General features: G+C 59.5%; 1 pseudogene. It reads right to left on the bottom strand.

Annotated elements, in window-relative coordinates:
• Window positions 1-1,023 (bottom strand): annotated as a pseudogene (locus tag ACZYZ9_RS26425) (PPE family protein); the annotation flags it as partial.

The following is a 1,023-nucleotide window of genomic DNA, read 5'->3' as shown; positions in this document are numbered from 1 at the left end:
CTGCCGGTGTTGAAGGAACCGGTGTTGAGGTCGCCTGCGTTGGCGAAGCCGGTGTTGATGCTGCCGACGTTGAAGCTGCCGGTGTTGCGATCGCCGGGGTTTGCATCACCGGTGTTGAAGCTGCCGGCGTTGAAACTGCCCGTGTTGTTGCTGCCGGTGTTACCCACGCCGGTGTTGTAGCTGCCGGTGTTACCGATCCCGGTGTTCGCGATGCTGGTGTTGCCGATACCGGTGTTGTAATCACCGGCGTTACCGATCCCGGTGTTACCGGTACCGGAGTTGAAGAACCCGACGTTGTTGTTCCCGGAGTTGAACAGCCCGATATTGCCGCTGCCCGCGTTCAAGCCACCGACGCCGACGTTACCGCTGCCCAACCAGCCGATACCGGAGTTGTGATCACCCCAGTTGGCCAACCCGAAATTACCGTTACCGCTGTTGCCGAACCCGATATTGCCGCTACCGGTATTCCCGAACCCGATATTGCCGCTACCGGAGTTACCGAACCCGATATTGCCGTCACCGAGGTTGCCGAACCCGAAGTTGTTGCTGCCCAGATCACCGAAACCGAAGTTGAAGTCACCGAGGTTACCGCCACCGAAGTTGCTGCCACCCACGTTGCCCAACCCGAAGTTCAGGTCACCGACATTGCCGCCACCCACATTCAGGCCACCCTGATTGCCCAGGCCAATGCTGAAAGTGGTGAAGTCAGTCACCGCATTGTGGAACAACCCCGAGACCTGACTACCGACATTGCCGACACCAGAGACCACCGCCGCCTGCGCCGCATCCAACGAACTCACGTTGAACCAACCCGAGATACTGTTGCCCAGGTTGCGCATACCGGACTGCAGATCACCCACATTGCCCACACCCGAGGCACCCAGCGTCGCCAGGTTCTGCAATCCAGAACTGCCCGCACCCATATTGAAAAAGCCCGAAGAACTACCCGAACCGCTATTGAAGAACCCCGACGACGGGGTCACCGAGGTATTACCGAACCCCGGCCCCCCCGGAATCGAGAAC

The sequence above is a fragment of the Mycobacterium sp. IDUB_28 genome (assembly GCF_055419285.1).
This window is presented reverse-complemented; position numbering and strand designations above follow the sequence as displayed.